24 protein-coding genes and 2 pseudogenes are annotated in these 26,755 nt (G+C 35.0%); 8 read left to right on the top strand and 18 right to left on the bottom strand.

Annotation, left to right across the window (positions count from 1 at the left end; translation table 11 throughout):
- The 3 genes from CLMAG_RS27155 to CLMAG_RS27145 are packed head-to-tail and all read right to left on the bottom strand — an operon-like array spanning position 1 to position 4,711.
- Positions 1 to 1,746, bottom strand: a complete 1,746-nt coding sequence (locus tag CLMAG_RS27155; RefSeq protein ID WP_066630240.1) for a hydantoinase B/oxoprolinase family protein — start codon at positions 1,744 to 1,746, stop codon at positions 1 to 3.
- A complete protein-coding gene (locus tag CLMAG_RS27150) occupies positions 1,739 to 3,811 on the bottom strand; it encodes a hydantoinase/oxoprolinase family protein (protein ID WP_066630230.1) in 2,073 nt (690 codons plus the stop codon). Before CLMAG_RS27150 ends, CLMAG_RS27155 begins: the two co-directional genes overlap by 8 nt.
- Positions 3,812 to 3,847: 36 nt before the next feature.
- Complete coding sequence (locus CLMAG_RS27145; protein WP_066630229.1) at positions 3,848 to 4,711, bottom strand: PfkB family carbohydrate kinase; 864 nt, start codon at positions 4,709 to 4,711, stop codon at positions 3,848 to 3,850.
- Between the two features lie 220 nt (positions 4,712 to 4,931).
- On the opposite strand from CLMAG_RS27145, the gene CLMAG_RS31190 reads away from it, so the two are divergent.
- The 3 genes and pseudogenes from CLMAG_RS31190 (at position 4,932) to CLMAG_RS27140 (ending at position 6,949) form a co-directional block, all read left to right on the top strand.
- Positions 4,932 to 5,102: a hypothetical protein gene (locus CLMAG_RS31190; protein WP_082832109.1), complete on the top strand. Its 171-nt coding sequence runs from the start codon at positions 4,932 to 4,934 to the stop codon at positions 5,100 to 5,102.
- An 87-nt stretch (positions 5,103 to 5,189) separates the two neighbouring features.
- Positions 5,190 to 5,369, top strand: a pseudogene (locus CLMAG_RS32040) (CGGC domain-containing protein); the annotation flags it as partial.
- An 83-nt stretch (positions 5,370 to 5,452) separates the two neighbouring features.
- A complete protein-coding gene (locus tag CLMAG_RS27140; protein ID WP_341421071.1) occupies positions 5,453 to 6,949 on the top strand; it encodes an IS1182 family transposase in 1,497 nt (498 codons plus the stop codon).
- Positions 6,950 to 7,302: 353 nt separating this feature from the next.
- Here the strand turns inward: CLMAG_RS27140 and CLMAG_RS27135 are convergent, their stop codons facing one another.
- The 11 genes from CLMAG_RS27135 to CLMAG_RS27085 all read right to left on the bottom strand — a co-directional run bounded on the left by CLMAG_RS27135 (position 7,303) and on the right by CLMAG_RS27085 (position 18,290).
- The gene (locus CLMAG_RS27135; protein ID WP_066630228.1) at positions 7,303 to 7,800 is read right to left on the bottom strand and encodes a hypothetical protein; all 498 of its coding nucleotides are present in this window, start codon (positions 7,798 to 7,800) and stop codon (positions 7,303 to 7,305) included.
- A 42-nt stretch (positions 7,801 to 7,842) separates the two neighbouring features.
- Complete coding sequence (locus tag CLMAG_RS27130) at positions 7,843 to 9,066, bottom strand: 6-phosphofructokinase (RefSeq protein ID WP_066630227.1); 1,224 nt, start codon at positions 9,064 to 9,066, stop codon at positions 7,843 to 7,845.
- A gap of 32 nt (positions 9,067 to 9,098) precedes the next feature.
- Positions 9,099 to 11,084: a transketolase gene (tkt, locus tag CLMAG_RS27125; protein WP_066630222.1), complete on the bottom strand. Its 1,986-nt coding sequence runs from the start codon at positions 11,082 to 11,084 to the stop codon at positions 9,099 to 9,101.
- A 38-nt stretch (positions 11,085 to 11,122) separates the two neighbouring features.
- On the bottom strand, positions 11,123 to 11,581 hold the full coding sequence (rpiB, locus tag CLMAG_RS27120) for a ribose 5-phosphate isomerase B (RefSeq protein WP_066630221.1): 459 nt from the start codon (positions 11,579 to 11,581) through the stop codon (positions 11,123 to 11,125).
- A gap of 20 nt (positions 11,582 to 11,601) precedes the next feature.
- Positions 11,602 to 12,408: a triose-phosphate isomerase gene (locus tag CLMAG_RS27115; protein WP_066630220.1), complete on the bottom strand. Its 807-nt coding sequence runs from the start codon at positions 12,406 to 12,408 to the stop codon at positions 11,602 to 11,604.
- A 31-nt stretch (positions 12,409 to 12,439) separates the two neighbouring features.
- Positions 12,440 to 13,252 (bottom strand): MBL fold metallo-hydrolase, encoded by an 813-nt coding sequence (locus tag CLMAG_RS27110; protein WP_082832108.1) that lies wholly within the window; start codon positions 13,250 to 13,252, stop codon positions 12,440 to 12,442.
- A gap of 96 nt (positions 13,253 to 13,348) precedes the next feature.
- Positions 13,349 to 13,828 carry a DUF1097 domain-containing protein gene (locus tag CLMAG_RS27105; protein WP_066630219.1) on the bottom strand — a complete coding sequence of 160 codons (480 nt, stop codon included), beginning with the start codon at positions 13,826 to 13,828 and terminating at the stop codon, positions 13,349 to 13,351.
- Positions 13,829 to 13,852: 24 nt separating this feature from the next.
- Positions 13,853 to 15,232 (bottom strand): Tm-1-like ATP-binding domain-containing protein, encoded by a 1,380-nt coding sequence (locus CLMAG_RS27100; RefSeq protein ID WP_066630217.1) that lies wholly within the window; start codon positions 15,230 to 15,232, stop codon positions 13,853 to 13,855.
- A 49-nt stretch (positions 15,233 to 15,281) separates the two neighbouring features.
- Entirely contained in the window at positions 15,282 to 16,109 is an 828-nt protein-coding gene (locus tag CLMAG_RS27095) for a phosphoenolpyruvate hydrolase family protein (RefSeq protein WP_066630214.1), read from the bottom strand.
- A gap of 23 nt (positions 16,110 to 16,132) precedes the next feature.
- Positions 16,133 to 16,987 carry an amidohydrolase family protein gene (locus tag CLMAG_RS27090; RefSeq protein ID WP_066630208.1) on the bottom strand — a complete coding sequence of 285 codons (855 nt, stop codon included), beginning with the start codon at positions 16,985 to 16,987 and terminating at the stop codon, positions 16,133 to 16,135.
- Between the two features lie 19 nt (positions 16,988 to 17,006).
- Positions 17,007 to 18,290, bottom strand: a complete 1,284-nt coding sequence (locus CLMAG_RS27085; RefSeq protein ID WP_066630206.1) for a RuBisCO large subunit C-terminal-like domain-containing protein — start codon at positions 18,288 to 18,290, stop codon at positions 17,007 to 17,009.
- A gap of 542 nt (positions 18,291 to 18,832) precedes the next feature.
- On the opposite strand from CLMAG_RS27085, the gene CLMAG_RS27080 reads away from it, so the two are divergent.
- Positions 18,833 to 19,612, top strand: a complete 780-nt coding sequence (locus CLMAG_RS27080; protein WP_066630204.1) for a DeoR/GlpR family DNA-binding transcription regulator — start codon at positions 18,833 to 18,835, stop codon at positions 19,610 to 19,612.
- A gap of 151 nt (positions 19,613 to 19,763) precedes the next feature.
- Here the strand turns inward: CLMAG_RS27080 and CLMAG_RS27075 are convergent, their stop codons facing one another.
- Positions 19,764 to 20,330: a YARHG domain-containing protein gene (locus CLMAG_RS27075; RefSeq protein ID WP_066630202.1), complete on the bottom strand. Its 567-nt coding sequence runs from the start codon at positions 20,328 to 20,330 to the stop codon at positions 19,764 to 19,766.
- 69 nt (positions 20,331 to 20,399) lie between these two features.
- Here CLMAG_RS27075 and CLMAG_RS34805 point away from each other — a divergent pair.
- Both CLMAG_RS34805 and CLMAG_RS27070 read left to right on the top strand, forming a co-directional pair.
- Positions 20,400 to 20,579 (top strand): annotated as a pseudogene (locus CLMAG_RS34805) (hypothetical protein); the annotation flags it as partial.
- Positions 20,580 to 20,700: 121 nt separating this feature from the next.
- Positions 20,701 to 21,300 carry a DUF2238 domain-containing protein gene (locus tag CLMAG_RS27070; protein WP_066630197.1) on the top strand — a complete coding sequence of 200 codons (600 nt, stop codon included), beginning with the start codon at positions 20,701 to 20,703 and terminating at the stop codon, positions 21,298 to 21,300.
- 162 nt (positions 21,301 to 21,462) lie between these two features.
- Here CLMAG_RS27070 and ftsH read toward each other — a convergent pair whose 3' ends face one another.
- The gene (ftsH, locus tag CLMAG_RS27065; RefSeq protein WP_066630196.1) at positions 21,463 to 23,280 is read right to left on the bottom strand and encodes an ATP-dependent zinc metalloprotease FtsH; all 1,818 of its coding nucleotides are present in this window, start codon (positions 23,278 to 23,280) and stop codon (positions 21,463 to 21,465) included.
- A gap of 342 nt (positions 23,281 to 23,622) precedes the next feature.
- Between ftsH and CLMAG_RS27060 the strand changes: the two genes are divergently transcribed.
- Positions 23,623 to 24,258 (top strand): oxygen-binding di-iron domain-containing protein, encoded by a 636-nt coding sequence (locus CLMAG_RS27060; protein WP_066630195.1) that lies wholly within the window; start codon positions 23,623 to 23,625, stop codon positions 24,256 to 24,258.
- Positions 24,259 to 24,464: 206 nt separating this feature from the next.
- Here CLMAG_RS27060 and CLMAG_RS27055 read toward each other — a convergent pair whose 3' ends face one another.
- Together CLMAG_RS27055 and CLMAG_RS33310 are read right to left on the bottom strand one after the other, a co-directional pair.
- Positions 24,465 to 25,343 (bottom strand): YitT family protein, encoded by an 879-nt coding sequence (locus CLMAG_RS27055; protein WP_082832116.1) that lies wholly within the window; start codon positions 25,341 to 25,343, stop codon positions 24,465 to 24,467.
- Between the two features lie 254 nt (positions 25,344 to 25,597).
- The gene (locus tag CLMAG_RS33310; protein ID WP_066630191.1) at positions 25,598 to 26,236 is read right to left on the bottom strand and encodes a DnaJ domain-containing protein; all 639 of its coding nucleotides are present in this window, start codon (positions 26,234 to 26,236) and stop codon (positions 25,598 to 25,600) included.
- A gap of 329 nt (positions 26,237 to 26,565) precedes the next feature.
- Here CLMAG_RS33310 and CLMAG_RS32715 point away from each other — a divergent pair, with 329 nt between their 5' ends.
- Complete coding sequence (locus tag CLMAG_RS32715; protein WP_161487041.1) at positions 26,566 to 26,715, top strand: hypothetical protein; 150 nt, start codon at positions 26,566 to 26,568, stop codon at positions 26,713 to 26,715.
- Positions 26,716 to 26,755 lie beyond the last annotated feature (40 nt).

Genomic DNA, 26,755 nt, shown 5'->3' with positions numbered 1-26,755 from the left:
TCATCTCTCTTCTCTTAATGATCTAGTTTCATCTTCGTTTAATACATAAGTTCCATTTTTCATTTCCACAGAAACTCCATAAAGCTTTTTCGCCATATCTACAGATACCTTATCTTCAATTACATCAATCAGCACATTATAAGGATCTCTGGTCATTGGATCTCCATAACCTCCTGAGCCAGGAGTATAAACACTTACTATATTGCCTTTTTTAAGTGGTATATCCGTACACTTAGAAGGAAGCCTTTCCTCGCTGCAGCCTTCTTTGTAAAGGTAGTAAGCCCCACCAGCACCGCTGAGTCCATCTTCTAAACCCCATGGTGGGAATTTCTGACGGTCCCCAAGTCCTGTATAGGATATTCCATCATACATTATTTCGAATTCACGAACTATGCCTAGTCCGCCTCTGTTTCTGCCTGCGCCGCCACTATCTTTTCGCAGAGCATATTTGCGAACCTGCACTAATGGGAATTCCATCTCTAGCGCTTCTACTGGCAGGTTAGAGGTATTGGTCATATGCACTTGAACTCCACTAAGACCATCTGAGTTCTTACTTGCACCAGAACCTCCTGCAACTACCTCAAGATATACAAAAAATCTATTTTTATCCTTTGGATCAGTACCAGAAAAAATTGCTGAAGTAACTGAACTATTGCAGCAAGCTATAGCGCGTTCTGGAACAGCAGGAGCAAGTGCACCAAAGATAACATCTGCAATACGCTGGCAAGTATCTATACGTTCACCTACTGGTGCTGGATTTTCTGCATTTATAAGGAGCCCCTGCTCACAAACCACATTAAAGGCACGGTAGATACCAGCATTAGATGGTATGCTTGGATCAATTAATGCTTTTAAGGAATAAAAAACTGTTGCAAGCAATCCATTATAAGTAACATTTATTGGTCCCTCCACCTGCTTATCTGTTCCATTAAAGTCTAAGGTCATATTATCTCCACTTTTAGTTATAGTCACACTGATTTTTAATGGGTCAGGGAAGGCAACGCCTGCATCATCCATATAGTCGTTAAATGTATAGATACCATCTGGCAAGCGAGAAATTCCAGCTTTTAGCTTTCTTTCAGCATAGTCCTGAAGCTGATACATACTTTCTATTAATACATCTCCATATCGCTTGTAAGTTTCAAGCATACGACGGATACCAACACGATTAGCTGCAATCTGTGCTTGCAAATCTCCATATCTTTCATTAGGAATACGACTGTTTGCCATAATGATTTTTACAATATCGGTGCAAATTTCACCGTCTTTACAAATACGAACTAATGGAATTTTTGTTCCCTCTTGAAATATGCTAACTGCATCACCAGAAGTTGATCCAGGTACCTTACCACCCACATCACTATGGTGTGCAAGATTAGCTACCCAACCTATTAGTTTACCATTTTCAAAAATTGGTGATACAACAGTTATATCTGGTAAATGAGTACCGCCTCCATTATAAGGATCGTTTCCTATGAACATATCCCCTCCTTTTATATCTTCTCTATTAAAGTTTTTATATACTTCTTTAACAATACCTAGAAGCGAACCTAAGTGCATTGGTACGTGTTCTGCTTGAGCAACCATGTTTCCCTCAGGGTCAAACACAGCTGTAGAAATATCCCGTCGCTCCTTTATATTGGTAGAATATGCGCTTCGTATAATGGCAAGTCCCGTTTCCTCCGCAATAGATAAAAGTAAGTTTCCAACTATTTCTACGATTACAGCATCAACTTGCTTATTCATGATCTTCACCTCCATTGTATCTTACAATAAGATTGTTATAGCAATCGTTGTATGCATGCCAATTTGGCGGAATTACAGATGTTGAATCCATCTGCTCTATAATAGCAGGACCAGGAATGGTGTACCCACATGGTATATCTGAACGATTGAATATATTTGTATCTATATAATTTTTATTTCCTTCAAATCTCACTTTTCTCACATCTATTGGCTTTGGCTCTACTATATTATCTTCTATAGTATTCTTTTTAAGAGCAGGCTTTTCAATTACTCCTATTGCACCAACTCTATAGTTAACTAACTGGAGCTTTTTTGTGCGATCACAATACCCATAGGAACGTTCATGTTCCTTATTAAAGTTTTCAACAAGCTCAGCAAGTACACTATCATCTAATTCTCCAACAGGTATGTTAATTGTAATTTCATAGTTTTGACGCTCATAACGGCAGTCTATAGCAAAATCAAACCTTCTCTTATCTTCAGGAATACCTTCGTTTTGAAGCATTTTCTCTCCCTCTGTAATTAGTTGTGAAAAGATATCATTAATAGCCGAGAAATTTTCAACTTCTGCAAGCATTATATTAGAACGACTCAAGTCAAAACGAGTATCTGCCATAAGTAATCCCAGTGAGCAAAGGGTTCCTGGAGCTGGTGGTAAAAGCACTTGTTTAATGCCAAGCTCTTTTGCAACTTCACAAGCATGAAGTGGACCTGCTCCACCAAAGGCCATAAGTGTAAATTCACGGACATCATAACCTCTCTCTACGGATACAAGACGAATTGCACGGATCATATTAGAGTTAACTACAGATATAATACCTGCTGCTGCATTTTCAATATCAAGTGTTGACTTACTGGAAATCTCATCCCTTATCACCTTCTCTGCAAGCTCTAGTTCTACATCCATACGGCCACCTAATATTTTATGTTGATTTAGTTTACCTAAAACTATATTAGCATCTGTAACTGTAGGATTTTTTCCTCCCCTCTTATAGCAAGCAGGACCAGGCGCAGCTCCGGCACTCTTAGGACCTACCTTTAAGGCTCCTCCTTCATCAATAGCTGCTATGGAACCACCGCCTGCACCTACTGTTATAATATCTATCATAGGTATTCTTGCCGGATAACCTTCAACAAATCGTTCAAAAGATACCTGTGCCTTTCCATCTTCAATCAGACTTATATCTGCACTTGTGCCTCCCATATCAAAGGTAATTATCTTATTGATGCCACACTGCTCACTTATGTACCTTGCACCTATAACACCTGCAGAAGGCCCGGAAACAGCGGTCTTAATAGGACAATCAACGGTTTCTGATATTGAAATAATTGATCCATTAGATTGAGTTACATAAGGTGCAACTTCAATACCTGCTTCCTTAACACATTTTTGAAAATTATTAACGTATTTTTTCATAACTGGACCTAGATAAGCATTTAGCACAGCAGTACTCATTCTAGGATATTCTCGAAACTCATTAACAAGTTCGCTTGAAATAGAAACATAAGCCTCTGGATATACTGTATTAATAATTTCTTTTATACGTTGCTCATGTACTGGATTTATAAAGGAAAATAAGGTACATACTGCAATGGTAGAAACATTCTGACTTCTTAGATAATTAACTACCTCAATAACCTCTTGTTCATTTAGTGGAACTTTTATAGAACCATCAAAGCAAACACGTTCAGTAACCTCACATTTAAGCCCAGGTGGTATTAAACTTTGCGGTTTTTCCTTTAAAAGGTCATAAAGAGATGGTCGCTTTTGATTGCCAATTTCCATAAGATCCTTAAAGCCTTTTGTAGTAATAAGTCCCATTCGTGCACCATTTTTTTCAATCAGTGCATTTGTTGCCACTGTTGTTCCATGAGCAAGATATACTACTTCTGCGGGGTCAATATTCTCACTTTCTAAAATATGCTTAATACCATTTACAATAGATATGGATGGATCTTCAGGAGTTGAACTGTGTTTAAAGTGAAATAATCTTCTTTTTTCTGAATCAAATACAGAAAAATCTGTAAAGGTTCCTCCTACGTCTACACCAATCATGAATCCCATTATTTCTTCACCTCTCATTATTATTTATAAAACTTGTTAAACAAGCTTAGTACCATGTTCAAATGCTCCATTCACCATACAGGTTTGAGCTGATAGCCTTGCTCCATTTTCTAAGGAACCTTGGATTAATTCATTATAGGCCTTACTTCCTTTCGGTGGAGCATTATACTTTGTGTATTCAATAAAATTCATAATAAAACCAGCAGCAAAGGAATCGCCTGCACCAAGAGTATCTATAGCACTTACAATTTTAGGCTTAATTCCATAAAAGCTGTTTCCATCATACAAAATAGCACCTTCACTTCCCCTGGTCGCAATTCCTATACAGCAACCCCAATCATGCATCTTAATAAGCTGAATCTTTATCTCTTCCTCAGTGATGTCAGAGCAAGAAATAAATCCAATGTCTATATACCCGCAAATTTGGCAAGTTCGTTTTTCATCCTTCCATGAACTAGAAAAATCATAAGAAAGTCTATTGTCAAGAGAAGCAAGCTTGGGAAGTTCTTTATCAAGATAACTGTTATTGCTTGTATGAATAACATCAAAGGAGGCAATATAATTAATGTCCTCCTTAGTAAATTCTAATGGATATAGACGGAGAACCCCACCTTTATTGCTAGTTACAAATACACGTTCACCATCTCTAATGTTTACCACTGCATAACCATTTTCTCCGAGATAATGTCTTGAATGAGAAAAATCAATTCCAATTTCTTTAAGGGTTTCAATAATATGCTGTGCAACTCCATCACTTCCAAAGGCGCCTATGTAAGCTGCATCATTATGTTCTTTGCAGCAATAGACAGCAAAATTTAGTGCTTGTCCACCAGGAAACATCTTTTTAAGATGCTCATATTTATCACAAACATTATCTCCAATGCCAATTGCTCGAATCATCTTGTACCCCCTCCCCTAAATTTACTGCTTAAATATAAACCTATATAATATAATATTCACTAATATGAGTTTATATTAGTGCAGTAAAGAAAATCAACCCAACTTACGTTAAATGTATATGATAATATATTATTCCATTTTTGTAATACTTTCAACACATTTTCAAAATAATTACCACATGTACTTTACAATATTTTGGATGCATTCTTGAAGAAAAATTATGTATATTGGAGAACAAATTATAGAGGTAATTACTAATACACTATTGGAATTAGATATTAAGAGTGCTAGAGTGGTTGCCAGTGACAACGGAGCTCTATACTGTGTTATAAAGGCAAGAGTACAAACCGCAGCTTACAGAGCTGCTGGTAGTGTAGATTATAAATGGTGACGTAAGAGAATCGGATAAACTTGTAACGACTATAGAAAAGGATGCAAGTATGAAGGTTGGAACAGTAAAACTGATGGCTGCTGTAGAGAGTCCGCTGGGAATTATAAGATGAAGGAAACTGGAGTAACAATAATTCATTTATCTTCATGTATTAGATCTAAGTGTCCTTGGTATGATGATTTTATACAGGAACTCTCAAAGTACTTTGAAGTGATAGGTTATACCCACGGAAGTAAAGATGGTAAGAAAAGGGGGCTGTTGCACTAAGAAATTAGTACAACAGCTTTTTTCTTTCAAAAAATACGATTCCCGGGCTTAAAAAAGCCCGGGAAAAGGTGTAAAATTTATTTATGCAAATAACAAACTTAACACAAAAAGATTATACCACTCGTGGTAGCCTTTATCAATTAAAATTACCATTAAATATTGAATACATAATTCCAAAAGATGATGCCGTAAGGCTGCTGAGTCAGGTTGTAGAGGAGATGGATTTAACAGAATTATACCAGACTTATTTCCGTGTAAGGAAAAATCAAGCAACCCCAAGACAGATGCTTAAGATTATATTATACGCGTACATGAATCATTATTTTTCTTCACGTAAAATTGAAACTGCATGCAAACGTGATGTCAATTTCATGTATATTCTTGAAGGCGCGCCAGCACCAGATTATTCTACTATTGCTAGATTTCGAAGTCTTCATTTTGCTCCAGTTTCCGAAAAAATTATGGTTCAAATGACAGAATTTCTAGCTCAAAATGGAGAGCTTTCTTTAGAGAATCTTTTTATTGATGGCACAAAAATTGAGGCGGCAGCCAATAAGTATTCTTTTGTCTGGAAAAAGTCAGTAACTAAAAATCAGCAAAAGTTACTGGACAAAATCCCCACTTTTATTTTGAAGGCTGAAAATGATTTCGGCATTAAAATTTTGTGCAAAAACATTGTTAAAATTCATTATCTTAAAAGACTTCGTAAGAAACTAAAGAAGATAGAAAAAGATGAAAACATAACTTTTGTTCATGGTGCTGGTAAAAGAAAAAGTTTACTTCAAAAGACACTAGAACAGCTGGATGAATATCTTTGGAAACTTAAAAAATATAATTACTATATTCATATTGCAGGTGATAGAACTAGCTTTTCCAAAACAGACCATGATGCAACTTTTATACGTATGAAGGAGGATGCTATGAAAAATGGACAACTAAAACCTGCATACAATACACAATTTGGTACTGATGCAGAATATATTGTTTGGATTAGCGCCGGACCTCAATGTACAGATACTACGATATTAATTCCCTTTTTAGAAGGCTTACGCCGAAATCAAAGACGAATTTACAAAAATATAATTGCAGACTCTGGATACAAAAGTGAAGAAAACTACGTGTATCTTGAGGAAAGTAATCAACTTGCATTCATCAAGCCTTCAAATTATGAAATTAGTAAAACCAGAAAATATAAGACCGATATCAGCAGAAAAGAAAATATGACTTATAATTCAAATGAAGATGTTTATATATGCATAAATGGAAAAAAACTCAAAGTATGTGGTACTAAAAACTCAAAAAATAAAACTGGATATGTAAGCAAAAAGACTTGCAATACCAGCAAGGCCTGCGGCGGATGCCAGTTGAAATCAAAGTGTATCAAAGGCATAAATAGTAACCCCCCATTGGAAGAACGTACTAAACATTTAGAAATCTCCAAGTTGTTTCAAGAAAAGCGTGAAAAGTCTTTAAAAAGAATACTTAGCTATGAAGAAATAGCATTGAGAATGAATAGAAGTATTCATTCTGAAGGAGCTTTTGCTGAAGTAAAACAAGACATGGGATTTCACATAATGTAAATAAACTTCATAATAAGATACAAAATGAAAGATGTGGTTCCTATATTCATCCACTAAAAACAGCATAAATTTTAGATTTTATCAGGTAAAATTTGTATAAAACTTACCATTTATTTTGTGTACACCTTTTTAAATATAGAAGCCCAAAAAGATAATTTTGCTTATAAAATTATCTTTTTAGGGTAAAAACGGAGCTGTTCATAGGGATTTGGAAAATCGCTAATGCAACAGCCCCATAATTTTCAACTTCTATTTGATTAAATACTTCTTTTAAATCAGCATTTTAAAAGAATTTAGATATGTTGCAAGATATACGTACTGTAAAAATATCCAACAACTATGAGGATGCCCAATTACCAAGTAACATCAATTTCATAATAATGTTCATTTATTTGCTTTATACTAAAAGTCCTTACCCTTTTATTGAACATTTCAAAGTAACCTAAAATTACCCCTTCATTAAAATCTTTTGGTTGACGTGTTGTATGGTGTAAAATCATATGCCCTTCTTCATATTTTATTAATTTAAGCTTTTCATTTTCATGTAAACCTACGATAGTTTTTTCATGCATTTGTGGATACGCTTTTAAAAGTTTTTCAAGCGAATCATACCCCTGCTCATTAATAAAAACATTTTTTCCTGCTAAAATTATAGATTTCCCAACTTTTTTTACAACTATTGGACTAAGTTTTCCTGATATATCATTTAGCATTTTGGTATACAAGTCCCAGGAATACCAATCATCATCTTTCATTTCGTCTACTATTTTTTTATATTCAGGAAAAAGAGTTTTACCGCTAAGTAAGGAATTAATTGTAGATTTCATAAATACCCCTTTTAGCTTTGCCATCTCTAAACACCTCCTTTTAATAACATTGGATATTCCCATATATTAATACAATACTAAATGTTTCGGTATTCCATTTTCATATTTAATGTTTACTTCACCTTGTATTAGAGGTTTTAAATACTGAAGCATTTCATCTGTAATATTCATTCCACTAGCAGTAATGAAATTAGCGGGAACCTTTTTTTCTTTATTTGCTACCTTTGATATTGGTACGGACTTATATTCTATAGTGTAAGGCTCGGAGCACTTTCTAACAATTGAAATAAACTCACCAGTTACTCCCTCCAGTAGACACTGCACTGCCTTTCGTCCTGTCATTTTTGCTTCATTCAAATCAACTTGACTGGCAATGTGACCAGCTGAACGCTGCATTAAGTTTAATTCAATTGAACGCACCTTGCATCCTATTTTCTCTCTAACCAAATTTTCTAGTACCCGTCCTGCACCTGCAATATATTTGTGCCCAAAGTTATCCTGAAAATCTGATTGAACCATTTCAGAAATATAAACTCCCTTTTTATCCATAATTCCTTCACTTATAGCAACTAATATAGCATTATTTACAAGTAATTTTTCTTTCACAGCCTCTATAAATTGTTCCACATCAAAAGCTGTTTCACATAAATATATCAAACTTGGTCCTGTTCCACCATTTAACCTGGATAAGGCGGAGGCTGCAGTAAGCCAGCCTGCATTTCTACCCATAACCTCTACTATTGTAACTGCAGGATCATCATAAACCGAGATATCTCTTTCTAATTCAGCAAAGGTTGTTGCAATATATTTAGCTGCAGAACCAAAACCAGGGCAGTGATCTGTTTCCTCCAGGTCATTATCTATAGTTTTAGGTGCTCCTATTACCTTAATATCTTCAATACCTTTTTCCGCGAAGTACTCTGATAATTTCCAAACTGTATCCATCGAATCATTGCCGCCTATTAATACAAAGTAGGTAATATTATATTTACGAAAAACATCCGTTATTTTCTTAAATTGATGATCATTTTCTCTCCAGTCATTCAGCTTAAATCTGCAGGATCCAAGGGCGGCTGCAGGTGTATAACCCAGCAATTCCGTATCATCCGTATTTTTTACAAGCTCCTCTAACTCAATAAATTTTTCTTCAAATATTCCCTGGATTCCATTAACGGCTCCATAGATTTTATCAATTTTAGAGCTAACCTGTGCCGCTTCTATTATTCCTGTTAATGTTGAATTAATAGCAACAGTTGGTCCTCCCGATTGTGCAACTAATATATTATTCATAAAAACCTCCATTTCGCTGCAGCATTAAGCTACTATAAGACAGATTTAACTGCAGCAATTACATTTTCAGTTGTGAATCCAAATTCTTCAAACAAGTCCGCTGCTGGTGCTGATGCTCCAAATCCCTGCATAGTAACATAAGCACCATCGATTCCAACATATTTGCCCCAGCCAAATTCAGCTGCAGCCTCCACAGCAACTCTTGCCCTTACACCCTTTGGAAGTACACTCTCCTTATACTCTTTTGACTGTACTTCAAAAATTTCCATAGAAGGCATGCTTACCACACGGACATAAATTCCTTCTTTCTCAAGTTGTTCTTTGGATTTTATTGCAAGTTCTACCTCAGAGCCGCTTGCTATTATTATGGCATCGGGAACATCTTTAGCTGCTTCTGCAATAATGTATCCGCCCTTCAAGGCGGCTTTACTGCTTCCTAAAAGCTGCGGCAGGTTTTGACGGGATAATACTAGAGCTGTGGGTGTCTTTTGGGATGTTATCGCATGGTACCAGCCGGCAATTGTTTCAGTTGCGTCTGCTGGACGAAATACTGTAAAGTTTGGTTGAGAACGAAGCATAGCTAACTGTTCTATTGGTTCATGAGTAGGCCCATCCTCTCCCACACCAATACTGTCATGAGTAAGAACATATATTAAAGGCAATTTCATTAATGAAGACAACCTTGCCATTGGTTTTACATAGTCACTAAATACAAAGAAAGTAGATACATATGGATGAAGTCTACTGAGGGCAAGGCCATTACCAATACCTGCCATAGCAAGTTCCCTTACTCCAAAATGTAAGTTACGACCTCCATAGTTATCCTTTGAGAAGTCACCTTCATTCTTCATATAGGTCTTAGTGGAAGGTGCCAGATCAGCCGACCCACCTATTAAACCTGGAACAAGATCTTTTAATCTGTTAATAACCATTCCAGAGATGTTTCTCGTAGAATCCGGTTTGTTCTGATAGGACCAAAATTCCTCATTCTCTAAAAGCTCCTTAGCAATATCTAAATTATAGTACTGATTCCACAGCTTCTTCATCTCAGGATAAGCATTGCAGTACCTTTCAAATATTTCATTCCACTTTTCTTGAGCTTCTATATTTTTACTAGCAATTTTCTTGAAATGCTCATATACTTCTCCTGGTACATGGAAAGTTTCATTAGCTGGTAATTTTAAATATTCTTTTAATGCTTTTACATTCTCTTCCCCCAGAGGTTCACCGTGGGCACTTGCCTTTCCTTCCTTAGCAGGACATCCATAACCTATTTTTGTTTTTACAATAATAAGAGAAGGTCTGCTTTTATCCTCCTTTGCGGCTTCAATAGCAGCACCTATTTTTTCTAAGCTATTACCATCTTCTACTATTAAAATCTGAAATCCATATGCCTCAAATCGTTTCTGTATATCTTCAGTGAAGGCAATATCAGTATCTCCTTCAATTGTGATTTTATTAGAATCATAAAGCACAATTAGTTTATTTAATTCTAATGTTCCTGCCAATGAGAATGCCTCCGATGAAATGCCTTCCATCATACATCCATCACCACCAAGTACAAAGGTATAATAATCGACTATAGGATAGCCTTCTTTGTTAAATTTAGTTGAAAGATACCTCTCAGCTATAGCCATTCCAACGGCTGTTGCCATTCCAGCACCTAATGGTCCTGTGGTAGTTTCTACTCCCACTGTATGACCATATTCGGGATGTCCCGGTGTCAATGACCCAGACTGCCTGAATTGAGACAAATCATCAATTGACAAACCTCCATAGCCAAATAAATGTAATAAGGAATATAATAAAGCAGAACCATGCCCTGCAGATAAAATAAACCTATCACGATTAGACCATTTAGGATCCTTAGGATTATGCTTCATATGCTTAGCCCACAGCTCATATGCCATAGGCGCAGCCCCTAAAGGAAGTCCTGGATGACCAGAATTGGCCTTCTGTACAGCATCTGCCGATAGCGCACGAATAATATTTACCGATAAATTATCAATGTTACTCATTTTAAATCTCCATTCTTATATTGGATTTTACAGCCCTATTATTTCATTGTACTGTCTTCAATATTACAGATAGCCTTTATCTTTGGAGTAGAGCTTCCATCAACAAACTCCAGTTTAATCCACTCACTAACCAGACGTTTTGCTAGCTCCTTACCAATTACTCTTTCCCCCATGCACATAATGTTTCCATTGTTGCTTAATATGGAACGTTCTGTGGAAAAAATATCATGACATACAGCTGCTCTTATTCCTTTAAATTTATTAGCAGCCATAGCCATACCAATACCTGTCCCACAAATTAAGATACCTCTTTTCTCATAGCCACTTTCTATAATTTTATTGCACACTTTTTCCGCAATTAATGGGTAATAGGTTGGATCCTCTGCAGAGTTACAGCCTATATTCTCCACTTCTACTCCCAGAGTTCCCAGGTGCTTTATTATTTCATTCTTTAAATCCACTGCTGCATTGTCACATCCGATTACAACTTTTCTCATTATTTTATCCTCCAATTTCTTTATTTATATTTGATTTTTCTTTCTTTAAATAAGGGCATTACCATATGTATGATATTACTGAAATTCTCAGCATTCCACGCACTTCTTCCTATAAAGAGACCATCTATATTTTCTTTTTCTATCAATTCCGGTGCATTTTGATTATTTACACTACCGCCATAAAGCACCGGTATTTCACTGCCTGACTCCTCACCAAATAACTCCATCAAGCATCTCTTAATTACAGCCTGCTTCTCATTTGCATATTCTGCTGAAGCAGGTTTTCCATTTACACCAATTGCCCATACAGGTTCATAGGCAATCCAAAGCTTTTCAGCCATAGCTTTTGTTACATTTTTTAAACCACATTTCAGTTGAACTCTAAGTATCTCATCAGAAATCCCGTTTTCCTTCTGCTCTTCAGTTTCTCCCACACAGAGAAGTGCTGTAAAACCATGTTCTATGGCACTAATTACCTTCTTATTTTCTTCCAAATCCCTTTCACAAAAAATATGCCTTCTTTCTGAGTGGCCAATCATCACTAGATCAATGCCAATTTCCTGGAGCATAATTGGGGAAATTTCACCGGTATATTGTCCTTGTTCCTCCCAGCACATATTTTGTGCTCCCAACATTAGCTGCTCCTTTGAAACAGTTTTTCTTGCGTTATTCAAGGTTGTAAAGGAAGGGATAACAAACAGCTCCATCTCCTCTCTATTGATATCTGCTGTAAGTTCATATAGCTTTGAAACAAATTCTTCAGTATCCTTGATTGTCTTATACATCTTTGTGTTAGTGCCAATATAAAGCTTATCCAATCTTTCCATAACACTTTTCCTCCTGCTTTCAATAATATCTCTAGTCATCTATTGTAATTATATCTCCATCATTGGGAATCCATATGTTCCCGTCATAATACCTTCTACTTTCCTCACTGTAAAGCTCTCTTCGCCTTCCATAAGTTGTACTATCTTCAGTATGCCATAGAACTAAATTCTTCACGTGATATTTTCTGGCATTTTCACTGGCTTCCTTTACTGTACTGTGGGAATATTCGTATGGGGTATGAATTTCACGTTCAGAGTATAAACAAAAGGCTTCAGCCAGTAACCAGTCTGCGTTTTCAATATATTTCTTTCCACTTTCAGACAAAGGCTCATCCCCTAAGAATACAAGCTTTTTGCCTGCTTCATCAATAAGAGAAAAACCAAATTGCTTGGCCTTAAGGGATAAGATATCAAAGAATGTTACTTTATAACTTGAAACTGAAATAGTCTCACCATCATAGACTGAAACTAGAAAAATACGTTCGTCAAATAGAGCATATTCCTTAGGATTAAGGCACAACTCACATATTGTTTTAACAGTTGTCATCAGCTCTTCATGACCGTATAAAAGAAAATTTCCTTTATATTTTCCCTTTATAATTTTAAAGGCTATGTTTCTAATAACCCATATCATCCCCAACAAATGATCTGTATGGTTGTGACTTAAAAAGGCATTATGTAGTTTTGTCCAATCTAGACCTTTTTTCTCAAATTGCGTCAGTATTCCATTGCCGCCAGTTCCATCTACCAGAAAATATTCCTTTCCATTGTCAAGTACAAAGCTAGTATTATGATACTTTGTTACAATAGCGGTGCCTGTACCTATAACTATAAGTTTATTCACCTTAATTACCCCTTTTTTTAACGGATAAACTTGCAAGCTATCAAGTTTATCCGCTTTTTATCAAAATCAACTTTTTATTAGTTTTTGCTTTTGTACTTACACAGTATCCGAAACTTCCTCTACTTTTTTACCCTCTAACATATTTCCTATTTTCGTTCCCATAATATGCGAAGCAAATGCAAGTATGTTTCCTACAATTAGGGCTATAATTACGCCTTTTGCATCAAAATTTGTTCCAAAATAACAGGAACAGCCTGCAAAGGCGCCTGGTATAAAGTTTAGAACGGAAAAATATGATTGCATGCACATTACGATTACTATAAGGAATACTGTTACTCCAAGAGGATATGGTATTGGAAGTGTCTTTGAAATTAAAACTATCATCCATCCCCAGAATACACCTGAAAGGTTTGTGGCCATGGATCTTATAAACCCATCCTTTCCACATCCACTTGCATAATAAGATAACATTGCTACAAAACCTACCCATGTCACTACACCAAGGGCACCACCAATTTCTGTTAATAGTGCTGCCAGAAGTCCTGCACTAATCCCTATACCTAATGTTTGTTTCATACATTCCCCACCTTTTCTGAATATTTACCCAATAACGTTTTCAATATCACGGTACATTCCTTTTTTCCACTTTCCATCGATCATGTCACTCATAATCTTATTACAAAGGTCACCAAAGGCTGGTTCAACTATATTCATGTCAGCTATAATAAAATCAAGATTTTCATTATTTTTATCAAATTCTTTCTCGAGAATTGAACGCATTAATGTAGAACGTTTTGACCATCTTGGTTCCTTTTCATCAGGAAGCCACTGAGGTGCGTCTCCATTTCCTGCAGCCCAGCCTCTTTCATTAGTAGCAACTTCTGCACTCTGATCATATGCAGACCAGCCCTGCATAGGAAGAACGAAAACAGTAGGTCCTTTGGTTGCATTTAATTTTTCCGTATAGTAATGTGATAAATCTTCTATTTCTTCTAGGGTAGGGTACATGATAGATACACCTGCATTGTGCATAAATGGTAATCCTGTATCCTTCCAAGGTCTTCTTTTTCCAGTCTTAAAATCATCTAGGAATCTCTGTGGTATAGTATTAATTGGCCCGCAAGCAGCTTGATCGCATCCACCAGGAGTTACAATTTGAGGAATTCCCATTTCTGATGCCGCTGTTAGTCTTACCCCGTTCCAGGTAGAAGGGATAGCATACAAACTTTCATACATTTCATTAGTTAACTCTCCAGTAGTTAGATCTATAATTGCTGTAATATCACCATTGCGTATTAAATCTTCCATAGTAGCACCAGTACCAACCTGATGAATAACAATCGTATCCCAGCCTTTTTCATTGAAATATGCACTGCATTTATTTACAGTCTGAGTTGTAGTACCATAGGCTGTAATAGCCATTAAAGGTTTGGAATCTTTAGTTTTTGCATCTCCCACCTTTGCCATAGCTACCACTGCTGCAGCTCCATTTGCTATCATCTTTCTTGTAACAATATTTACTCCCTGCTCTGCTGTAGGATTTACAATATAAATGTCCTTATTTCCCAGCCACTTACTTACATCACTAGATGCCATATCTGTAAGCATAACCTTTGGCACACCAAAAGGTAGTGCTCTCATAAGATATGTAACAGTTGTAGTTCCCATGGAACCAGCCCATGAAATTATGCCGTCAACTTTTCCTTCTTCATACATATGCATAACCTTCTTTGCACCAGCTTCGCCAACAGTTTGAACTGCAGTTGAACGGTCCATTTTAAAGATTTCGTCCTGTTTCATGCCTATTGTATCTAGTACATCCTGCAGTGAAACATCTGCAAAATCTATTGGATGTCCACACCCAACATTAATAATAGTTACTTCTCCTCCAGCCTTTTCTACTTCTGATGCTAAAAACTTTAGTTCAGTAAATTTCGTATCACACATTCCTGCCACAATAACTTTAGGTTTGCTAGACATATTTAATTCCCCCTGCTCATATTTATTACCCCATTAGTATTTTATAATTTTATAATTTGAGTTCCTTATATTCCTCAGTTGCTGCTAAAACTGCTTTTTCAATTGGAACTCTCTCTGCTGCAGAACCACCGATGAATCCCTGTGCATCTGTATGCTCAATAACATATTTAACCTCTTTTGGTCCTTCGATTGGTCCACCATGGGCAAACAATATTACATCTGGATTTACTTTTCTTGCAGCATCGAAGATTTTTTGGCTTACCTCACATGCTTCATCTAAACTTAGACTACTCTTCGCCCCTTTTAGTCCTCCAATGGTTGAACCACAATGTGAAGCAATTGCTGGACATCCTACTTCTGCAAGAACTGTAGCTTCTTCTGGAGTGAATGCATAGGCTAAAGAAAACATGTCCATTTTATGTGCCTCCCCAACCATTTCTACTTCACGATCCCAACCCATTCCTATGTTTGACATCTGTTCCATTATTGCTTCTCCATAGATTTTCATCATAAAAGGATTAATTCCTGAAATACCTGCTTCCCAAAGCATAGTAAGGTGTTTCTTGTGAGGTAAAAGTGGATTAGTTGCGCCAGATAAGGATAGTATTGGAGTATTTTGAACATTTGCTACAACCTCAGGTGCTAAATCAAGGATAATTTTATTAATATCTGAATATGGCATCAGTGGTGATAATGATCCTTGTCCCTTCATCCTCCAGTAGCTTGTGGCAGATACACAAATAAGATCTGCACCGCCCTTTTCTTGAAGCTTTGCTGTTAAACCGCAGCCACAATTTGGCATAAACAGCGCTTTCTTAGCCTCGATTTGCTTTTTTAGTAAATTAATAACCTCATCTTCTCTAAAACGTTTTGCCATTTTATATGCCTCCCTAATTTTATTTATATAATCCCAAATTTTTTTACAAAAACTTGAGTATTATCTTCAAGATCCTTTAGAATCTCTGTTCTATGTTCCATTAAATTCATATTATCTACTGTCTGCTTCTGGGCATAGAAAGGGTAATCGGACCCAAAAAGCAGATGACTGGATGTTCCACACCATTCAAGAACAGTTTGAAATAGTTTTTCCATGGGTTTTGTTCTGTATTCTGATGCTTTGCTGAAATTTGTACTAATGTCTGCATATATGTTTGTATGTTTTCTTAATAAAACCGCTAACTCCTCATACTTGAGCCTGCCAGCATGTCCAAGTATTATAGGAAGCTCTGGGAAATCACAGGCCACATCATCAAAATTTGATATCTGCCCATAACAGTCCCTGTATGCTTTAAGTCCAATTCCACCTGTGTGAAATAAAATGGGTTTATGATAAGACTGCATAACCTTATAAATTTCATAAAGCCTTTTATCATTTGGATAAAATCTTTGCATATTTCCATGAAGCTTAAGCCCTTTAAATCCTTCCTCTTCCATGCATTTTCTTAACATAGTTATAGATGCTTCACCTCCAAAAGGATCAACCGTGCAAAAGCCTATAAGTTTACCATCAGAAGCTGCTACTGCTTTCCGCACATATTCATTTATTTCATGAATGTTATCCCAGGACAAGTCATGACTATAAGCAAGTGCCGAAACAATCGAATATTCTATTCCAGCCTGAGACATTGATTCTAACAAGCCTTCAGCAGTATACTTTTTTGGATCTACCTGCTCATTACCTTTTCCTACAAAATAAGTCCTAATAGCTTCCGGCATAGCTTCAAAGTCCCATAAATGGGTATGAATATCAATCATAAATTCTTCCCCCTCAGCTTTAACTCTTTACATATCCCCATAGATCAATAGCAGCCTTCAGTTCCTTATGATCCTTGACTGCTTCCTCCATAGGTATTTTATGCATGGATGCCTCAATAGCCTGAAGCATGGCATGTACTCCTGCTGCTGCTCCCATCGGGTGTCCCTGTACAGCTCCACCTGGTGCAAGCATAATATCAGTACCAAGGTCCTTAATAAATTTGCCTACAATTCCAGGATTAACTCCTCCACCACAGGATGTTAGCGTTGGTTTTATTTCCTTCAGCGGTAGTGATAGTTCATGGTAAGTACGCAAATACTTCTGTCTTTCTAAAGGATAGCCTCCATAAGGAGTATTAATCATTACCCCATCTGCTCCCGCAAGTCTTGGAAATTTACCTACAGCGATAGGTGAACTCATGCCCGTCTTTGGACCTTCATAATAGGGACCTGTACCTGCATAATGACCAAATATAGGTACCTTTATAGTTTTTGCTAAAGCATGCAGCGTGCTGTATCCAACTGCAGAAAAGCTTACCATCACCATTTTTGCTCCTGCTTCGATTACCTTTGTCGCATTATCAAATATCTTATCCACACTATCAGTAATATTAGGAATATAGATTGTTCTTTTCCCTGTTACCTCATATGCTGCTTCAGATGCCTTATTATAAGCCTTTACCCTATCTTCAAGAGGGCAAAAGGAAGGATTTCCAAGAAGTTCATCATCCTTTATAAAATCCACACCACCAAGAGCAGTGTCATAGAAAATTTTTGCTCCAGTTTCAGGTGAAAACCCTGTGCATGGCTTTATCATATTTAGAAGAAGCGGCCTGTCTTCAACACCGCAAAGCTTCCGCAGACCTTTCACTCCAAAGTTAGGTCCTTTAAGTTCATTGATAAAGCTATCTGGAAGCTGCAAATCAACCAGCTTAGCCTGCGACGATGTTGATGCATCGTTTCCAAGTAAGGTTGTTATCATCATAGGAAAATTTGCTTCAAAATTAATTACTGGGTATGCAATTTGAAATATGTATGATCTGATGTTATCATCTGGTTTCTGCGTAGTTAAATCTGCTGGAGGAAAATCAAAAATCTGTACCACCTTACCCATATGATTTCTACGCATTTCATCTGTTATGCCTGGCACTGGCACCCATGTACCGATTGTTTGTCCAATTGCAAAGGTCTTTGCCTTTTCATAGGGGTCAATAGAACAATCCAATTCAATGTAGTAGGATGCAATAGCATAATCTTGATCTCTAATGTCTTCCATTAAGCCATATACAAAATTATGTTCCATTTTTACTCACGCCTTTCAAGTGTTAATATGTTTTTTCTACAAATCTTTTATCAATAGATTACCCTACTTTTTTTCCTTTCCGAATTTATTACCTATAACGATTACCTATAACGATTACCTATAACGATTACCTAACTACCATTGATAGTGGTTATGTAAATAATGCTGCTAGTTTAAGCATATAAAGTTTTATTAAACTTATTATTCTAATATACTCACTACTAAAACACTTCTTACAATTGTTATTTTAGATCAATCAAACATCAATGTCAATGTTTTTTTGTTAATTTTAACTCATAATAAACATTTTTACGCATAAACAAACATATACTTCTTCAAAACCAACATTAAATAACATTTTATGTTCATATTTAACATTTATATGTTTATTTTCTTAATTGTTATATTTTAATTACTTTTTATACTATAGTGAAACAAACACATAATGTTTACAAATTGAATAAAACGATGTATAATGGTTATTAATAACATATAAATGTTTATTTAAAACATTTATAATTCTAGGATAAAGGTGTTTTAGTATGAATAATAAAGATATACGATTAAATCAATTGGTTAATATCGTTAAGGAGAATAAAAAAGTTACAGTAAAGGAATTATCCAAGATATTAAAGGTATCTGAAATGACTATACGACGTGATTTAAATCTGCTACAAAGCAATGATATTGTTAATAGAAGCTATGGAAAAGCAACTTACATTGCAAATACTGCTAACGATAGCAGTAACGATAATTACGAATTAGATTATGAGCAAAATATAATGAATGAAGAAAAAGAAAGAATTGGAAAGTATGCTGCAAGTTTGATAGAGCCAGGGGACGTTCTTATTATCGACGGTGGCTCCACTACGGATAAGCTTGCAAAGCATCTGCCTGAGGATTCAGAAATTACTGTGCTTTGTTATACTTACAATATTCTTTCCCATTTGATTAAGAAAGATAACATGAATTTAATTTTTAGCGGCGGCTATTATCATCGCAGAGATCAAATGTTTGAATCACTTCAAGGTATAAACTTGATTGAAAACATAAGAGCAACTAAGATGTTCGTTTCTACATCTGGTATACATCATAAATTAGGGCTAACTTGTTCTCAGAGCTTTGAAGTACCAACAAAGCGAACTGCGCTGCAATCGTCTCAAACAAAAATACTAGTTGCTGATTCAAGTAAATTTAGTAAGGTTCGAACAGCATATTTCGCTCAATTAAACGAAATTAATGAAATAGTTACCGATACCGGCTTAAGTTCAGAGTGGAAGGATATTATTGAAAGTATGAACATAAGACTTCATATTGTCTAAAATGATTTAATGGAAGAATGTCCGCGAATATTAGCATTCTTCCATTAAAAATAATAACTATCTGAAATTCTAACTCATGCTTTCCCTTACAATATATACTTCTTTGTAATTTGATTTATAAGATATTCCTTTATAAAAAATACTTTTAAAACTAGTTTTGAACTCCTCTTCTATCTTCCTCAGCTTTTATAAGACTAACATTATACTCTTCTATCCTATTTAGTGTCACATTTTTACTAATAGGAGTATACCAACTTTGAGAGTTAAAATATTTTATATATTTTGGTGTGCTAAATATATAACCATGTCTTGCATAGATTTCATTTCTAGCAATTCCTAATTCATAATTAGTTAAACTAGATACTTGACTTGAGGTGAGATAAACTCGATCACTACTTGGAAATACAAAACTTCCACTATATACATGTATTTGCGATGGCTCTCTTATAACTACTACATCTGGTTTACTAGGAGTTTGAGGCACTTCATTAATATTAACATTTACCGTTGGGTTATCGCCAGTATTTTGATCTTGTTTAACGCCTTCAGTTGATTTATCAACTGTTGATACTGACTTATTCTGAGCACTCTGTTCCTGTTTAACCTCTTCTTGAGCTGACTTATTATCTGAACCAAAGCTAATGTTAACACCGCCGCAGCCTGCAAGGGTAAAAGCCACCAAACTGCAAAGTACACAACTTACTATTATTTTCTTCATTAATACTCCTTTTAATTCCAAATTAATACCGTTATCATTATATGATTCACCTGCCTTAAGAGGAACCTAAATGCACTTATATTATTAACAGATAGTAAAGCAATAACCTCAGACGTTGCTGGAGAATTAAATAGATTAAAGACCAAAAATGTATTTATTATAGGTGGTACTGGATCTATATCTAACGATATTGATCATCAATTAGGCATGAGGTATTCTTTAGTATTCTATGTGCAAATGCTAAATTAACTAATTTTCAATATAAAAAGAACTATAAACAGGTTAGTTGTTAAAAATTTGCTTATAGTTCTTCTTTATATTACATATAATAATCTAGTTAAATTTGTTTCAAAGGAGATTAATAAGTACGATGAATGTGACTAAGAAGAGAAAATTTGATTTTAATGATTATTTCGAAGCTGCTTTATATATTCTAGCAGCAGTATGTTTTTTATACTTTTTACCTAAAGGAAACAAACCCAAAATATTTCAACCCATACTAATTATTACAGTGCTTGCTTTGATAAAAGTTATAAAAAATATCTTAAAGCTAGATTTCTTCCCTGCTTTAAGATTCTCAATGTTAGCTTTTATTTTTGTTGCCATGTTTTTAGCAAATGAATTTGATTTTTATTCTTTAATCCCAGGACTTGATAAAATAGAGCATCTATTTTCAGGAGTAATACTTGCCTTCATTGGCCTTGTTGTTTTTGAATACATAAACAGAAATGAAAGAAGCTTAAAAATATCCCCCTCTACAAAACTACTTTTTAGTCTGTTTTTTTCTATAGCTATGGCTGGATGCTGGGAAATATACGAATTTACTACTGATCATCTTTTTGGACTTAGATCACAAAATAATAGTCTTTTAGATACAATGACAGATGTTATCTGCGGCACAGTAGGAGCTATAATTGCATATATATATTTACGTTATAACAATAGCAAAAAATCAAACTCCAACCATTAGTTTATAAGAATTACTAAAAGCATTTCCACTTCATGTACAAAAACAAAGACTTTTAACACACTAAAATATTGTGTTAAAAGTCTTGTTTAACTAAAGGTTATTTTCTTAAGAACTTTTTATCAGAACAGTTCATCTAAAATCAAGATTAAGTGGAAACTTCAATCAGATGGAGTTTAATATCTCCATAAACTCATCTCCCATTATAGTTTCTTTATCAAGAAGATGAGATGAAATCTTGCAAAGTGCCTCCCTATTATCTTTTAAAAGACTTACTGCCTTTTCATAACAGCTGTTTATGATTTGAAGAACTTCTCTATCAACTTCCGTAGAAGTTTCAGTAGAACAAGTCTGAACTGGTCTTCCATCTAGATATCTATTTTGCACTGATTCCAGCCCCATCATACCAAATTTATTTGACATACCATACATAGTTACCATCTGCCTTGCCAGCCCTGTAGCTCTTTCAATGTCATTTGAAGCTCCTGTAGTTGCTTTATTAAAGATAACTTCCTCAGCTGCTCTACCAGCTAAAAGAACTATTATTTGCTCTATTAGCTCATCCTTAGAAACGAGAAATTTTTCTTTCTCTGGCATCTGCATTGTATAACCTAGTGCTCCCATTGTTCTAGGAATGATGGTAATCTTATGCACTGGCTGTGTTTGCTTTTGTAGTGCAGCGGCAAGTGCATGGCCTACCTCATGAAAAGCAACCAAACTTTTTTCTTCCTCCGTCATAATCCTATCTTTCTTTTCCTTACCAGCAATAATAGTCTCCACAGCCTCAAACAAATCATCTTGTCTAACCACATCTCTGCCCATTCTTACAGCTCTCAAGGCTGCTTCGTTTACCATATTAGCAAGATCCGCTCCCGCAGCCCCTGCAGTAGCTAATGCTATTTCTCCTAAATTTACCCTGCTGTCTAACTTAACATTCTTTCCGTGAACCTTAAGTATCTCTTCTCTACCTTTAAGATCAGGCTTATCTACAATAACCCTTCGATCAAATCTACCAGGTCTTAAAAGAGCTTTATCAAGTATCTCTGGTCTATTAGTTGCGGCAAGTATGACAACAGCTTTTGAAGAATCAAATCCATCCATTTCCGCCAGTAGCTGATTTAATGTCTGCTCACGCTCGTCATTTCCACCAAGCTTACTATCACGACTTTTTCCTATTGCGTCGATCTCATCAATGAACACAATACAAGGAGCATTTTTCTCAGCTTGTTGAAATAAATCTCTAACTCTAGAAGCACCAACCCCTACAAACATCTCTACAAAATCTGAACCTGATAGAGAAAAGAATGGTACATTCGCCTCCCCTGCTACTGCTTTAGCAAGCAATGTCTTACCTGTACCAGGTGGCCCTACTAATAGTGCTCCCTTAGGAAGTTTTGCCCCAATGTCAGTATATTTTGATGGTTTATGAAGAAAATCTACTATTTCATTAAGTGATTCCTTTGCCTCTTCCTGTCCAGCTACATCATTAAAAGTAACACCGGTCTTTTTCTCAATATATACCTTTGCATTACTTTTTCCAAAAGACATAACACCGCCGCCGCCCATTTTCTTGCCTAAGGATTTCATTATGAATGATCCTAGGAAGTAGAACATAGCAAAAGGTAATATCCATGAAAGTATAAAGGTTACAATAGGTGACTGAATATCTTTAACAGATGTTGAGAATTTTACTCCAGCAGTATGAAGCCTTTCTACTAGTTGAGGATCATTTAAAGCTCCTGTATAGTAAATCTTCTTATCACTAGCTGAAGAATTCTCATTAACTTTTGGAGTTATTAAAAGCCTATTAGCTTCAATCTTCACCGATTCTATCTGCTTATTTTGAATCATTGTAAGAAATGTACCATAGTCGATTTCTTTGGAAGCAGACCGAACAACCCATGCTATAATAATATTTATTATCAACGTAACGATTAGAGTAGCCATAAAAAAACTTGCTAACCCCTTTTTCTTTTGTAACATATTTTTCCTCCTCGAAATTTATTTATTGATTCTATCCTATTCATACATATTATCTCAGCGGTTTCATTGGCAAGTACTTTTGGGTTTGATAATATTAACATACCGTCCACAGGGTATCTATGAGTGATTATAATATAACATAGTTAATGATATTATTAAATAGAGTAATTGTTAATTTTTTTAAAAGAAGAAGTTAATATTATAAATAGTTCAAATAAAAAAGAATTCTTGATGCATAGAATAGAGCGTGCTAAATAAATTTGACAACTAAATTAGGTATATATATAATTAGCATAAATTACAACAGATTCTAATTTAGTAATAATAATAGGAGGTATCTCTATGTCAATAATATATAATGATCTGCACCAATTTAGTAACTACATTCCACCTATTGACCTTACATTTCATCAATATCTACTATTAACTGATGAACCTGTATTAGTTCATACAGGCAGCATACAGCAAGCGGAAGCTCTGATTCCACAGTTAAAGTCAACTCTTAACGGTAGAGCTTTGAAGTATATTTTTATTTCTCACTTTGAATCAGATGAATGCGGCGGACTGTCGCTAATATTAAAACATTTCACTGAAGCTAAGCCAGTTTGTTCTGAAGTTACAGCCAGACAGCTAAGTGGCTTTGGAATTACTAATGATGTTATTATTAAAAAACCTGGCGAAAAGCTAATAGCAGGTGATTCAGAGCTTGAATTTATCAGCTATCTTTCTGAAATGCATCTATGGGAAGGTTTACTGCTTATAGAAAACAAACGGGGCATATTCTTTAGCAGTGATTTGATGTTCCGTCTTGGAAAGGCCGACGGTTCAGTAATAGATGGTAATTGGAAAGAAGAAGTTAGTAATATTAGTCATATGCAGGTACCAGATCCGGATAAAAGATTAGAACTTCAACAAACTTTGGAAAAATTAAACCCTAAGTTTATAGCTACTGGTCATGGACCATGTATTCGACTTTAACAGACTCATATAAAGTAAATTAAGTTACATACCAAGAAAGTACAGATAAATATGGAGTAGTTGAATTATTAATAGATAAATGTTAATGGACAGAGACATGTTCATTGCTACAGTAAATCACTTGGTCAATCCAAGTGATTTACTTATATAGCTCAAGTGGATAGCACTACATACCTTAACTTTGGGGGATTAACCCAACAAACTTGCTAACCCTCTTCAATAAGACTATCAAATCCAGCACCCTTGCCCCAGACAGATATAACAGGAATAACATTTACAAAGGCGTTTACATCCTTATGGGCTATAAATCTTTTGATTAACATGCTTTCACGTGGAGAGCAAATAGTAACCATCTTAATTCGAGTTAAATTCATGTATCCACCTTTAATCTGATAGGTACTAACCCCTCTTTTTATTTTATGCAATATATAGTCTGTTATCTCCTCATGTTTTTCACTTATTATTTCTATTTGAACCTTTTTAGACCCGAATCCGAAAAGAACTGTATCCATTGCCTTCATAAATATTATCTGAGAAATAACTGCATACAAAGCTATGTTCATGCCATAAATAATGGCTGAAGATATAATTATTACCGCATCTATGCCAAGCAAAATTTCACTAATACTAATAAAAGGAAAAATTTTATGATGAAAGATTTTCGCTAAGGTGTCAGTTCCACCAAAAGAAAATCCTCTTTTTAATATAAGTCCACAACCTAATCCACTTATTATTCCATAGTAAATTGAGGCTAACATTAAATCATTGTGTATAGAAGAAATATGTAATCTATCAAAGATAATTAGAATTACAGGAAAAAATAGAGATACTGTAATTATTTTAAATCCTTCTCTTTTTCCGAGGGCTAGCCATGCAATAGTAAGTATTAATATTGATAGCACATAGTAAATGTAGGTGTATTTTATGTGCAGTAGTTTGTCCATCATAATTGATATACCAGTAATTCCTCCAGTAATTAATCCATTTGGTTTTAAAATTGAAGTAGTTGCAAATGCACAAAGTATACACCCAGCTATTAAAAACATTAAGTCTAGTGTAAGTTTTTTGTAATCAATTGTTTTCACTTTATCACCTTCCATAATCATTTCATACCTAACTAGTATATTATAGTACATTTTAAGTTAACATATATGAAATATTAAAATTATGTTAAATATTTTTTAATGGACTCTAAATGGGGAACAACCGTAGTTTTAATTTAGAAAAACTACGGTTGTCCCCCTATATGTATTTCTATCATTTCATCCTGTCTGGATATATCTTTTATCCGATAACTACCCGCTCTAATACTCCCATCTGATTCAAGTTTCCACTTCATCTATCTGTCATGATCGGAACCTGATTTCCTATCAGGCCTTTCAGAATTACTATCTAGATTATTTAAATGATTACTATCAAAATCAGGTCTCATCCTATCTGTTTGTTTTACGTTTGTACCGATACCTCTTTCATTTTTGCCACTTGCGCTATAATCGTTACTAATTAAAATTTTTCCTGTAATCATACAAGTAAACAAAATAGCTACAATACCTGCTATAGCTAGGTTTCTTTTTTTAGATTTTAAAAAATTAAACCTTTTACTGTTATATTGTTTTGTATATTCTTTTCTACTTTTTCTTGTCATATAAGAATTAAAGTTAGTACTAACACTACTATCATTAACGCTACTGTTGTTAATGTTGCTGCTATTAATATTACTATTACTATTGTTAATATCTTTTTTTATGTATGAATCATAAGTCAGGTTATATTTCCTTCTACTTTCTGAATCACTTAGTATTCTATAGGCCTCATTTATAGCCTTCATTTTTTCATTTGCTTCATCTAATTTATTTAAATTTAAGTCTGGATGATATTTCCTTGCTAAAGACCTATAAGCCACTGTAATTACATCTTGTGCCGCATCCCTATCTATCTCTAATATTTTATAATAATCTTTAAAGCTATCATTATTCATATGTTACTCCTCTTTCTATCCTAGAATAATATGTCTAGATTGTACTTTTACAATCATCTATTCCGTATATTTTTACTTAGTTGATAGCTTAATGATATATTACCAATGTCACATTAATATAACAAAAGTATGTCGAAAATATGTATATACTGTTAATTTTTTTTGAATGAGTACACAAAATGTTAAATTTACTACAACTTTGTTATTAATCAGTAATCAATGAAGCAACAACATCAGTTACACATTTAGATGAGGAAAAAAATAATATCATAACTAGAGTAAGCAGTACCTCTTCACTAGCAGATGAAATAAGCGCTTCATCAGAAGAGATGTCAGCTTCATCAGAGGAGTTATCTAGCTCTGCAGATGAGTTAGCAAAATCTGCTTCTATTTTAAATAGTGTTACAGAAGAGATGATAACATCTGTAAATAGGTTCAGTTGGAGGGCTCAAATATCCTTTACTAAAACAAATTTATAAAGTCTGTGTACTCCCTAGCATATATTTTTTATTATATCCA

The sequence above is a fragment of the Clostridium magnum DSM 2767 genome, from assembly GCF_001623875.1.
GTDB lineage: Bacteria > Bacillota > Clostridia > Clostridiales > Clostridiaceae > Clostridium_AM > Clostridium_AM magnum.
This window is presented reverse-complemented; position numbering and strand designations above follow the sequence as displayed.

Coding starts and splice junctions, on each gene's coding strand:
- CLMAG_RS31190 (WP_082832109.1), top strand. CDS start 4,932: ATGTATATTGGAGAACAAATTATAGAGGTAATTACTAATACACTATTG.
- CLMAG_RS27060 (WP_066630195.1), top strand. CDS start 23,623: ATGTCAATAATATATAATGATCTGCACCAATTTAGTAACTACATTCCA.
- CLMAG_RS33310 (WP_066630191.1), bottom strand. CDS start 26,236: ATGAATAATGATAGCTTTAAAGATTATTATAAAATATTAGAGATAGAT.
- CLMAG_RS27115 (WP_066630220.1), bottom strand. CDS start 12,408: ATGGAAAGATTGGATAAGCTTTATATTGGCACTAACACAAAGATGTAT.
- CLMAG_RS27130 (WP_066630227.1), bottom strand. CDS start 9,066: ATGAATAATATATTAGTTGCACAATCGGGAGGACCAACTGTTGCTATT.
- CLMAG_RS27090 (WP_066630208.1), bottom strand. CDS start 16,987: ATGATTGATATTCATACCCATTTATGGGACTTTGAAGCTATGCCGGAA.
- CLMAG_RS27100 (WP_066630217.1), bottom strand. CDS start 15,232: ATGTCTAGCAAACCTAAAGTTATTGTGGCAGGAATGTGTGATACGAAA.
- CLMAG_RS27135 (WP_066630228.1), bottom strand. CDS start 7,800: ATGGCAAAGCTAAAAGGGGTATTTATGAAATCTACAATTAATTCCTTA.
- CLMAG_RS27145 (WP_066630229.1), bottom strand. CDS start 4,711: ATGATTCGAGCAATTGGCATTGGAGATAATGTTTGTGATAAATATGAG.
- CLMAG_RS27070 (WP_066630197.1), top strand. CDS start 20,701: ATGAATGTGACTAAGAAGAGAAAATTTGATTTTAATGATTATTTCGAA.
- CLMAG_RS27105 (WP_066630219.1), bottom strand. CDS start 13,828: ATGAAACAAACATTAGGTATAGGGATTAGTGCAGGACTTCTGGCAGCA.
- CLMAG_RS27095 (WP_066630214.1), bottom strand. CDS start 16,109: ATGGCAAAACGTTTTAGAGAAGATGAGGTTATTAATTTACTAAAAAAG.
- CLMAG_RS27140 (WP_341421071.1), top strand. CDS start 5,453: ATGCAAATAACAAACTTAACACAAAAAGATTATACCACTCGTGGTAGC.
- CLMAG_RS27075 (WP_066630202.1), bottom strand. CDS start 20,330: ATGAAGAAAATAATAGTAAGTTGTGTACTTTGCAGTTTGGTGGCTTTT.
- CLMAG_RS27155 (WP_066630240.1), bottom strand. CDS start 1,746: ATGAATAAGCAAGTTGATGCTGTAATCGTAGAAATAGTTGGAAACTTA.
- CLMAG_RS27085 (WP_066630206.1), bottom strand. CDS start 18,290: ATGGAACATAATTTTGTATATGGCTTAATGGAAGACATTAGAGATCAA.
- CLMAG_RS32715 (WP_161487041.1), top strand. CDS start 26,566: ATGTCAGCTTCATCAGAGGAGTTATCTAGCTCTGCAGATGAGTTAGCA.
- tkt (WP_066630222.1), bottom strand. CDS start 11,084: ATGAGTAACATTGATAATTTATCGGTAAATATTATTCGTGCGCTATCG.
- rpiB (WP_066630221.1), bottom strand. CDS start 11,581: ATGAGAAAAGTTGTAATCGGATGTGACAATGCAGCAGTGGATTTAAAG.
- ftsH (WP_066630196.1), bottom strand. CDS start 23,280: ATGTTACAAAAGAAAAAGGGGTTAGCAAGTTTTTTTATGGCTACTCTA.
- CLMAG_RS27150 (WP_066630230.1), bottom strand. CDS start 3,811: ATGGGATTCATGATTGGTGTAGACGTAGGAGGAACCTTTACAGATTTT.
- CLMAG_RS27080 (WP_066630204.1), top strand. CDS start 18,833: ATGAATAATAAAGATATACGATTAAATCAATTGGTTAATATCGTTAAG.